This window comes from Streptomyces sp. BK79 (genome assembly GCF_044142145.1).
In the GTDB taxonomy this organism is placed as follows: Bacteria; Actinomycetota; Actinomycetes; order Streptomycetales; family Streptomycetaceae; genus Streptomyces.
On the sequence record NZ_JBHVOC010000044.1, the window covers coordinates 22,871 to 32,271 of the forward strand.

Here is a 9,401-nt window from a genome sequence, read left to right on the forward strand (position 1 = left end):
CCCGGTTCCGGCCCCCTCGCGCCAACTCGGTACGGAACGGTGACATTTACCCAGTCCCCTGAGCCCCTGGCCTGCGGTTACGATGCGCCGGTGCGCGCGCGGCCGCACTGGGGCGCGGGCCCGACCAGGCCCGGCGAGGGGAGACAAGTTGAACGTGCGTCCGATATCGGGGGCGTCGCCGGCCGGCAGCCGGGGGCGGGGCGGCAAGGGACGCGGCAGGGCGCTGTCGGCGCTGGCACTGGGCGTGCTGCTGACGGTCACCGCGTGCGGCGGGGGGTCCGGCGCGGGCGCCGGGGACGACGGCGGCAAGAACGCCAAGGACTCCACCGCCGCCGGGAGCAAGCAGTCCGAGGCCGTCGTCAGCATCGCCCCGAAGGACGGGGCCGAGGCGGTCGACACCAGCGGCGCGCTGAAGGTGGGCGCCACCAAGGGCAAGCTCACCGAGGTCGTCGTCAAGGACGCCGAGGGCGCGAAGGTCGACGGGAAGATATCCGGGGACGGCGCCACCTGGACGCCGTCCACCCACCTGGCCGCCGCCACCACCTACACCGTGCACGCGGTCGCCAAGGACTCCGAGGGCCGCACGGCCGCCGAGGACTCCCGCTTCACCACCCTGACGCCGAAGAACACCTTCATGGGCCACTTCACCCCCGAGGACGGCTCGAAGGTCGGCGTCGGCATGCCGTTCTCGATCCGCTTCACCCGGGGCATCACCCACCCCGAGGACGTCGAGAAGGCCATCCGTGTCAAGACCGAGCCGGCCGTCGAGGTCGCGGGCCACTGGTTCGGCAACGACCGCATCGACTTCCGCCCGGAGAAGTACTGGAAGCCCGGCACCAAGGTCACCGTCGACCTCAACCTCGACGGCGTCGAGGGCCGCGACGGCGTCTACGGCGAGCAGGCCAAGACCGTCTCCTTCACCGTCGGCCGCAGCCAGGTCTCCGTCGTCGACGCCAAGAAGCTCACCATGAAGGTCGTGCGCGACGGCAAGACGATCAAGACCATCCCGGTCACCACCGGCGCGCCCGGCTACGAGACCTGGAACGGCCAGATGGTCATCACCGAGCGGCTCCCCGTGACCCGCATGAACGGCGAGACGGTCGGCTACGGCGGCGAGTACGACATCAAGGACGTCCCGCACGCCATGCGCCTGTCCACCTCCGGCACCTTCATCCACGGCAACTACTGGGGCGGCGACGCCTTCGGCAACCGCAACGCCAGCCACGGCTGCATCGGCCTGCGCGACGTGCGCGGCGGCTGGGACGAGAAGGCCCCGGCCGCCTGGTTCTTCGAGAACTCGCTCATCGGCGACGTGGTCGTGGTGAAGAACTCGAACGACGCAACCATCGCCCCCGACAACGGCCTCAACGGCTGGAACATGTCCTGGGAGAAGTGGAAGGCCTGAGCCTTCGGCCGGCCGTGCGGCGATCGGCCCCGGTGCCCCTCGATGTGAGGTACGGCACCGGGGCCGTTCCCGTTAGTCCCCGTTAACCTGCTGGGCATGACCGTAGAACTGGAAGTCGCGGACGGCGTCGGCACGCTGCGCCTGGACCGCCCGCCCATGAACGCGCTGGACGTCGCCACGCAGGACCGGCTCAAGGAACTCGCCGAGGAGGCCACGCGCCGCGAGGACGTACGCGCCGTCGTGGTCTACGGCGGCGAGAAGGTGTTCGCGGCGGGCGCGGACATCAAGGAGATGCAGGTGATGGACCACGCGGCGATGATCGCGCGCTCCCGCGCCCTCCAGGACTCCTTCACGGCGGTGGCCCGCATCCCCAAGCCGGTGGTCGCGGCGGTGACCGGGTACGCGCTGGGCGGCGGCTGCGAACTGGCGCTCTGCGCCGACTTCCGCATCGCCGGGGAGAACGCCAAGCTGGGCCAGCCCGAGATCCTGCTCGGCCTGATCCCCGGCGCGGGCGGCACCCAGCGGCTGTCCCGGCTGGTCGGACCCTCCAAGGCCAAGGACCTCATCTTCACCGGCCGCCAGGTGAAGGCCGACGAGGCGCTGGCGATCGGCCTGGTGGACCGGGTGGTGCCGGCCGCCGAGGTGTACGAGCAGGCGCACGCCTGGGCGGCGCGGCTCGCGAAGGGCCCCGCCATCGCCCTGCGCGCGGCCAAGGAGGCGATCGACACGGGTCTGGAGACGGACATCGAGACCGGCCTCGCCGTCGAACGCAACTGGTTCGCGGGGCTGTTCGCCACCGAGGACCGCGAACGCGGCATGCGCAGCTTCGTCGAGGAAGGTCCCGGGAAGGCGAAGTTCCTCTGAAAGCGGCGACGCGGGTGCGCAGTTGACGCGGTGTCTGATTCCGGGTCCCTCGATGGGGCGGTTTATGGCAGCCTTAACGCACCATTAAGCGCGTCTTGTCGAGGGAGTCCGCCGCTTGTCTCGCGCCGAGCCGTCCGCGCAGGTCAGAGGGGCTGTTTCCGGCTCCGAACTGCCTTTGGCATATGCCGATCGACGGCCCAGGGGCCGCGGTACCACGGGGGCGTATTCCCCCGGAACGCCCCCGGAGCCCTCCGGGGGCGGCCATGATGGGGGCATGGCGGGGCTGGGAGGTACGGAACAGCCGCGGGGAGCCGGACGGGCGACCGCGGCGCGCTGGTCGCCGGCGGTCGAGGACGAACGCGCGCTCGAGGCGTTCGAGTTGTTCGGCAACCCCACGGAGCGCGAGGTCCCGTTACCGTCCCGCCCCGAGTCCGCCGCCACCGCACGCCGGCTCGCCCAGGTCGTCTCCCTGCGCCAGTGGCAACTGGGCCCCAAGGTCACCGAGGACACCGTCCTGCTCGTCTCCGAGCTGGTGGGCAACGCCGTACGCCACACCGGCGCCCGCGTCTTCGGCCTCCACATGCGGCGCCGCCCCGGCTGGATCCGGGTCGAGGTCCGCGACCCCTCCCGGGGACTGCCGTGTCTGATGCCGGTGCAGGAGACGGACATCAGCGGGCGGGGCCTGTTCCTCGTCGACAAGCTGTCCGACCGCTGGGGCGTCGATCTGCTGCCCCGCGGCAAGACGACCTGGTTCGAGATCCGGGTCGTGGACCGCTGAGGGCCCATCCGCCCCCGCGGGCAACCCCGTTCGGCGGACACGCCGCCTACGGGTGAAGATCCGCCGACGACCGCCGCGCGGCCGCGATCGTACTCGCATGATCATCACTCGCCTGCGGCGCCGCACCGCCGCCGCCGTCCTGTCCCTCTCCGCCGTCCTCGCCACCTCGGCCGCCACCCTCCCCGAGACGGCGGCCCCGGCGACGGCCCCCGCCAAGGCCGCCCCCGCCTGCCCCCAGTTCGACGACAAGCTCAAGGCCGCCGCCGACCCCGGCGTCGACGTCGACCGCATCACCCCCGAGCCGGTCTGGCGCACGACCTGCGGCACCCTCTACCGCAGTGACAGCCGCTCCCCGCAGGTCATCTTCGAGCAGGGCTTCCACGCCAAGGACGTCGTCGACGGCCAGTACGACGTCGAGAAGTACGTCCTGGTCAACCAGCCCTCGCCGTACGTCTCGACGACCTACGACCACGACCTCTACAAGACCTGGTACAAGTCCGGCTACAACTACTACATCGACGCCCCCGGCGGCATCGACGTCAACAAGACCATCGGCGACACCCACAAGTGGGCCGACCAGGTCGAGGTCGCCTTCCCCGGCGGCATCCAGCGGCAGTACGTCATCGGGGTCTGCCCGGTCGACAAGCAAACCAAGACCGAGATCATGAGCGAGTGCGAGAGCAACCCGCACTACAAGCCCTGGCACTGACGGTCCTGGCACTGACGGCTCCGGCTCAGGGGCGCAGGAACAGCGCCTCCGAGCCCACCGGCCGGTAACCCGCCGCCTGGAACGCCCGCAGACTGCGGGCGTTCCCCGCCGACACCTGGGCCCACACCGGCTCGCCCCCGGCCAGCTGCCGCGCCGCCGTCACCAGGAGCCGGCCCAGCCCCCGGTGCCGTACCCCCTCCGCCACCTCCACGGCGGCCTCCAGCCGCCCCGCGACCCCCCGGCCCAGCACCAGCACCCCGCCGTCCGCCGCCCACACCCGCACCTCGTCGCGGCGCCGCCGGGCCGACACCACCCGGGGATGCCCGGGATCGGCGACCTCCGTCAGCGCGAGCCCCGGCCGGCCCGGCAGCGGGGCGCCGGTCAGCAGCACGTCGATCGTGTCGGTCGTCCGGCCCGTGCGCTCCATGAAGGCGGCCAGGAAACGGGCGTGCATCGTCGCGGCGAGAGGGTCGCAGCCGAGCCCGTCCAGCGTCTCGCGCACCCACCGAGGGTCCTCGTCCGTGAACACCACCGAGTGCGCCGTGAACGCGATCACCCCGGCGTCCCGGACGCCGTGCTGCGGCACCACGGTGGTGCCGCCGTCCGCCGGCGGGAAGACACCCCGCGCCGCCGCGTCCAGAATCTCCCGCAGGCTCTCCGCCACACCGCGCTCCTTGAGTCTCCACCCACTGGAAGGGCCAGACTCGCAGACATGATCGAAGACGGCACCGGTCTCATGACCATCGGCGAACTGGCGCGCGCCACCGGACTCACGGTGCGCACCATCCGCTTCTGGTCCGACGAGGGCGCCCTGCCCCCGGTGACCCGCTCCGCGGGCGGCTACCGGCTCTACGACGCCGCGTCCGTCGCCCGCCTGGAGCTGATCCGCACCCTGCGCGAACTGGGTCTCGGCCTGGACGCCGTACGCCGCGTCCTGGCCGGCGAGACCACCCTCGCCCAGGTCGCGGCGGCGCACGTCGCCGCCCTGGACGCGCAGATCGGCTCGCTGCGGGTGACCCGCGCGGTGCTGTCGACCGTGGCACGACGCGGCTCGACCGCCGAGGAGATGACCCTGATGAACAGACTGGCGCGACTGTCCACCGCCGAACGGCGGCGGATCATCGAGGACTTCATGGCGGAGGTCTTCGAGGGCGTCGGCACCGCGGACCCCGACATCCGCACCCGCCTGCGCTTCGCCGCGGCCGACCTGCCCGACGACCCCACCTCCGAACAGGTGGACGCCTGGGTGGAGCTGGCCGAACTGATCCAGGACCCTCAGTTCCGGGCGACGATGCGCAGGATGATCGAGTCCAACGCGGCCGACCGGGGGCCGGGCGTCCCGTCCGGCTCCTCCCTGTGGTTCGTGAGCCGTCTGGTGCGGCTCGCGGGCGATGCCCTGAGGGAAGGCGTCGCGCCGGACTCGCCACCGGCCGCCGGCATCCTGCGTGAGCTGATCGGCGACGCCGACCCGGCCGTCGTGCGGGAGCGGCTCACGGCGGTGACGAACCCGCGCCTCGTCCGCTATCGGGAGCTCTCCGCGATCGTGAACGGCGTGGAGCCGCCGTCCGCCTGCGAGGAGGAGTTCGGGTGGGTGGTCGCCGCACTGGGTGCCCGCACGGGCAGCTAATCTGACCTGCGTCAGAAGGTCGGAATGACCCATGCACGAGATGAGGGGCGGATCGGTGGCGGACATCGAGGAAGCACGCAAGCAGTTCGACCGGATCGACACGGACGGTGACGGCTTCATCACCGCGGCCGAGTTCAAGAGCGCGCTGGCCCAGGGCGGCGACTGGAACGTCACCGAGTCGGTGGCCGAGGCGATCATCGCGGGCCGTGACCTCGACGGCGACAAGCTGCTGTCGTTCGACGAGTTCCGGGCGCACCTGGACAAGTGACGACGCCGTGAGGGGCGCCCGTCCGGTCACCGGTCGGGCGCCCTCGGTCCGTCCGTGCCCGGAGGAATAGCCCGTCCCGTACGGCGGTTGGTGCTCATCACCGGCGTGAGCCGCGAGGCTCCGCACGACACCACCTCCGAAGGGCCAGGCGAGTCAGGATCATGAAGATCGGCATCATCGGCGCGGGCAACATCGGCGGCAACCTCACCCGGCGGCTGACCGCCCTCGGGCACGACGTCTCCGTCGCCAACTCCCGCGGGCCGCACACGCTCACCGCGCTCGCCGAGGAGACCGGCGCCACCCCGGTGGCGGTCGGGGAGGCGGCGCGCGGCGCCGAGGTCGTGGTCGTCACCATCCCGCTGAAGGCGGTCCCCGGCCTCCCGGCCGGCGTCCTCGACGGGGCGGCCGACGGCGTGGCGGTCATCGACACGAACAACTACTACCCGCAGCAGCGCGACGGGCGCATCGCCGCCATCGAGGACGAGGGCCTCACCGAGAGCCGCTGGGTCGAACGCCACCTCGGCCACCCCGTGATCAAGGCCTTCAACGGCACCTACGCCCAGGACATCCTGGACCGCCACCGTCCGGCCGGCGCCCCCGACCGCATGGCGCTGCCCGTCGCCGGCGACGACGAGGCGGCCAAGGACAAGGTCCGGGCCCTGATCGACGAGCTGGGCTTCGACACCGTCGACGCCGGGGGCATCGACGAGTCCTGGCGCCAGCAGCCCGACACCCCCGTGTACGGCCTGCGCGAGGGCGTCGAGGCGGTCACGAAGGCCCTGGCGGAGGCGTCTTCGGAACGCAAGGCGGCGTTCAAGGGCTGACCAGGCCGCACCAGAGGCGACTAGGCGCTCTGCGCCCACTCCTTCAGCGCGGCCCGGCTCGCGAAGTCCGCCACGTTGGTGTCGACCGGGTCGTCGGTGTACTGGTGGAAGCGCCACCTGGCCTGGATGCGGGGCTTGCCCGCCGACACGTAGTCGGCGATCCAGAGACCGTCTCCCGCGTACGAGGTGGTGTCGACGTTGAGCCAGAAGTTGCGGTTGCAGTAGAGGACGACCCGGTTGTCCGGGCGCAGCGCCTTCACCTTCCTGATGAAGCTGTCCTTCTCCGCGTTGCTCGCGTGGGTGCCCTCGCCGGTCGTCTCCCAGTCGACGGCGAGGATGTCACCCTTTCTGTCGGGTGCCTTGGAGACGAAGTACTCGGCCTGCGCGGTGAGGTTGCCCGGCCACAGGAAGTGGTAGAAGCCGACGACGAGTCCGGCGTCGCGGGCCCGTTTCGTCTGGGCGGCGAGCTTCGGGTTGACGTAGGAACGGCCCTCGGTCGCCTTGACGAAGACGAAGGAGAGGCCGTCGGTGCCGTAGGCGGAGGACTGGTACGCGCTGACGTCGATGCCGCGCAGCATGGGGCCTCCCTGAGGGGCCGTGGGGGAACGGGAGTTGATTGTTCCCCACCAGGACACGGGTATCCCCGCCGGACGCGGAAACGTCGACTCCCCTTCGCGGGGGCGCCATTGACGCGCGTAGCGGGTTGCCCCACGCTGGGCTCCAGTGGTGGTCGACTCAACGGTCGGGAGGCCGGGATGTTCAGACGCGTGTCACGTCTGCTTCTCTCATTTGTCATGCTCATGGCTGGCGCGGTAGTCGGTGTGGGCGCCACCGCCGGCGCCGCGCACGCCGACTCCTGCTACACCTGGAACCGCACGCTCTCCCAGGGCGCCTCCGGGAGCGACGTGACCCAGCTCCAGATCCGGGTCGCCGGCTGGGTGACCTCGGGCGAGCGCCTCTCCTACGACGGCCAGTACGGCGCGCGGACCGCCGCCGCCGTCAAGAAGTTCCAGGCCGCGTACGGACTGGGCGCGGACGGCGTCGCCGGCCCCGCGACCTTCAGCAAGATCTACGCCCTCCAGGACGCGGACTGCACGCCGGTCCACTTCACCTACGCCGAGCTGAACAAGTGCAACTCCGACTGGTCCGGCGGCGCGGTCTCCGCCGCCACCGCCAAGTCGAACGCGCTGAAGACCATGTGGAAGCTGGAGGCGATGCGGCACGCCCTCGGCGACGTCCCGATCACCATCTCCAGCGGCTTCCGCTCCCACGCCTGCAACAACGCGGTCGGCGGCTCCGCGACCAGCCGCCACCTCTACGGCGACGCCGCCGACCTCGTCGGCTCGCCCTCGCTGTGCCGGCTCGCCCAGCAGTCCAGGACGCACGGCTTCTCGGAGATCCTCGGCCCGGGCTACCCCGGCCACAACGACCACACCCACGTGGCCTTCGACCCGTCGCCGTACTGGTCGGCGCCCACCTGCGGCATCTGAGCCGCCGGGAGCGGCCGCGGACGGACCGCGGAGGCGGGGGGCGGGCCGGTGGTCAGCACTCGATGATGTTGACCGCCAGCCCGCCCCGGGCCGTCTCCTTGTACTTGACCGACATGTCCGCGCCGGTGTCCTTCATGGTCTTGATGACCTTGTCGAGGGACACCTTGTGGGAGCCGTCGCCCCGCAGCGCCATCCGCGCCGCCGTGACCGCCTTGACCGCGGCCATGCCGTTGCGCTCGATGCACGGGATCTGGACGAGGCCGCCGACGGGGTCGCAGGTCAGGCCGAGGTTGTGCTCCATGCCGATCTCGGCGGCGTTCTCGACCTGCTCCGGCGTGCCGCCCATCACCTCGGCCAGCGCGCCGGCCGCCATCGAGCAGGCGGAGCCGACCTCGCCCTGGCAGCCGACCTCGGCGCCGGAGATGGAGGCGTTCTCCTTGAAGAGCATGCCGATCGCGCCGGCCGCGAGCAGGAAGCGGACCACGCCGTCCTCGTCGGCGCCGGGCACGAAGTTCATGTAGTAGTGCAGGACCGCCGGGATGATGCCCGCCGCGCCGTTGGTGGGGGCGGTGACGACCCGGCCGCCGGCCGCGTTCTCCTCGTTCACGGCCATCGCGTAGAGGGTGATCCACTCCATGGACAGGGCCAGCGGGTCGCCCTCGGAGCGCAGCTTGCGCGCGGTGTTGGCGGCGCGGCGGCGGACCTTCAGGCCGCCCGGCAGGATGCCCTCGCGGGACATGCCGCGGTCCACGCAGGCCCGCATGACGCGCCAGATCTCCAGCAGGCCCTCGCGGATCTCGTCCTCGTCGCGCCAGGCCCGCTCGTTCTCCAGCATCAGGGCGGAGATGGACAGGCCCGTCTCCCGGGCCAGGCGCAGCAGCTCGTCGCCGGTGCGGAAGGGGTACTTCAGCACCGTGTCGTCGAGCACGATGCGGTCGGCGCCCACCGCGTCCTCGTCGACGACGAAGCCGCCGCCGACCGAGTAGTACGTCTTGGTCAGCACCTCGGTGCCCTCGGCGTCGTACGCCCACAGGGTCATGCCGTTGGCGTGGTAGGGGAGGGCCTTGCGGCGGTGCAGGACCAGGTCGTCGTCGTAGGAGAAGGCGATCTCGTGCTCGCCGAGCAGGCGGAGGCGGCCCGAGGTCCTGATCGTCTCGACGCGGTCGTCGGCCTTCTCCACGTCCACCGTGCGCGGTGAGTCGCCCTCCAGGCCGAGCAGCACCGCCTTGGGGGTTCCGTGGCCGTGGCCGGTGGCGCCGAGCGAGCCGTACAGCTCGGCCCGGACCGAGGCGACGGAGCCGAGCAGCTCCTCGCCCCGCAGGCGGCGGGCGAACATGCGGGCCGCGCGCATCGGGCCGACCGTGTGGGAGCTCGAAGGGCCGATGCCGATCGAGAACAGGTCGAAGACCGAGATGGCCACGGGGACTCCTCAGAAC

General features: G+C 71.6%; 10 protein-coding genes and 1 pseudogene. 8 read left to right on the forward strand and 3 right to left on the reverse strand.

The window, feature by feature from the left end; translation table 11 throughout:
- Window positions 1-148: 148 nt before the first annotated feature.
- The 4 genes from ACFIF2_RS34950 to ACFIF2_RS34965 all read left to right on the forward strand — a co-directional run bounded on the left by ACFIF2_RS34950 (window position 149) and on the right by ACFIF2_RS34965 (window position 3,756).
- Window positions 149-1,405 (forward strand): Ig-like domain-containing protein, encoded by a 1,257-nt coding sequence (locus ACFIF2_RS34950; RefSeq protein ID WP_395577319.1) that lies wholly within the window; start codon window positions 149-151, stop codon window positions 1,403-1,405.
- Window positions 1,406-1,501: 96 nt separating this feature from the next.
- Complete coding sequence (locus ACFIF2_RS34955) at window positions 1,502-2,269, forward strand: enoyl-CoA hydratase/isomerase family protein (RefSeq protein WP_395577320.1); 768 nt, start codon at window positions 1,502-1,504, stop codon at window positions 2,267-2,269.
- 274 nt (window positions 2,270-2,543) lie between these two features.
- The gene (locus tag ACFIF2_RS34960; protein WP_395577321.1) at window positions 2,544-3,047 is read left to right on the forward strand and encodes an ATP-binding protein; all 504 of its coding nucleotides are present in this window, start codon (window positions 2,544-2,546) and stop codon (window positions 3,045-3,047) included.
- 97 nt (window positions 3,048-3,144) lie between these two features.
- Window positions 3,145-3,756, forward strand: a complete 612-nt coding sequence (locus ACFIF2_RS34965; RefSeq protein ID WP_395577322.1) for an ADP-ribosyltransferase — start codon at window positions 3,145-3,147, stop codon at window positions 3,754-3,756.
- A gap of 25 nt (window positions 3,757-3,781) precedes the next feature.
- Here the strand turns inward: ACFIF2_RS34965 and ACFIF2_RS34970 are convergent, their stop codons facing one another.
- Complete coding sequence (locus ACFIF2_RS34970) at window positions 3,782-4,420, reverse strand: GNAT family N-acetyltransferase (protein ID WP_395577323.1); 639 nt, start codon at window positions 4,418-4,420, stop codon at window positions 3,782-3,784.
- A gap of 48 nt (window positions 4,421-4,468) precedes the next feature.
- Between ACFIF2_RS34970 and ACFIF2_RS34975 the strand changes: the two genes are divergently transcribed.
- From ACFIF2_RS34975 to ACFIF2_RS34985, 3 genes and pseudogenes are all read left to right on the forward strand, one after another.
- The gene (locus ACFIF2_RS34975; RefSeq protein ID WP_395577324.1) at window positions 4,469-5,383 is read left to right on the forward strand and encodes a MerR family transcriptional regulator; all 915 of its coding nucleotides are present in this window, start codon (window positions 4,469-4,471) and stop codon (window positions 5,381-5,383) included.
- A gap of 55 nt (window positions 5,384-5,438) precedes the next feature.
- Complete coding sequence (locus ACFIF2_RS34980; protein ID WP_395577328.1) at window positions 5,439-5,651, forward strand: EF-hand domain-containing protein; 213 nt, start codon at window positions 5,439-5,441, stop codon at window positions 5,649-5,651.
- 134 nt (window positions 5,652-5,785) lie between these two features.
- A pseudogene (locus ACFIF2_RS34985) lies at window positions 5,786-6,475 on the forward strand (NADPH-dependent F420 reductase); the annotation flags it as partial.
- Between the two features lie 20 nt (window positions 6,476-6,495).
- Here the strand turns inward: ACFIF2_RS34985 and ACFIF2_RS34990 are convergent.
- Window positions 6,496-7,053, reverse strand: coding sequence for a glycoside hydrolase family 25 protein (locus ACFIF2_RS34990; RefSeq protein ID WP_395577325.1), 558 nt, complete (start codon window positions 7,051-7,053; stop codon window positions 6,496-6,498).
- 177 nt (window positions 7,054-7,230) lie between these two features.
- Between ACFIF2_RS34990 and ACFIF2_RS34995 the strand changes: the two genes are divergently transcribed.
- A complete protein-coding gene (locus ACFIF2_RS34995; RefSeq protein ID WP_395577326.1) occupies window positions 7,231-7,965 on the forward strand; it encodes a D-Ala-D-Ala carboxypeptidase family metallohydrolase in 735 nt (244 codons plus the stop codon).
- A gap of 52 nt (window positions 7,966-8,017) precedes the next feature.
- Here the strand turns inward: ACFIF2_RS34995 and ACFIF2_RS35000 are convergent, their stop codons facing one another.
- The gene (locus ACFIF2_RS35000; RefSeq protein WP_395577327.1) at window positions 8,018-9,385 is read right to left on the reverse strand and encodes an L-serine ammonia-lyase; all 1,368 of its coding nucleotides are present in this window, start codon (window positions 9,383-9,385) and stop codon (window positions 8,018-8,020) included.
- Between the last annotated feature and the right edge of the window lie 16 nt (window positions 9,386-9,401).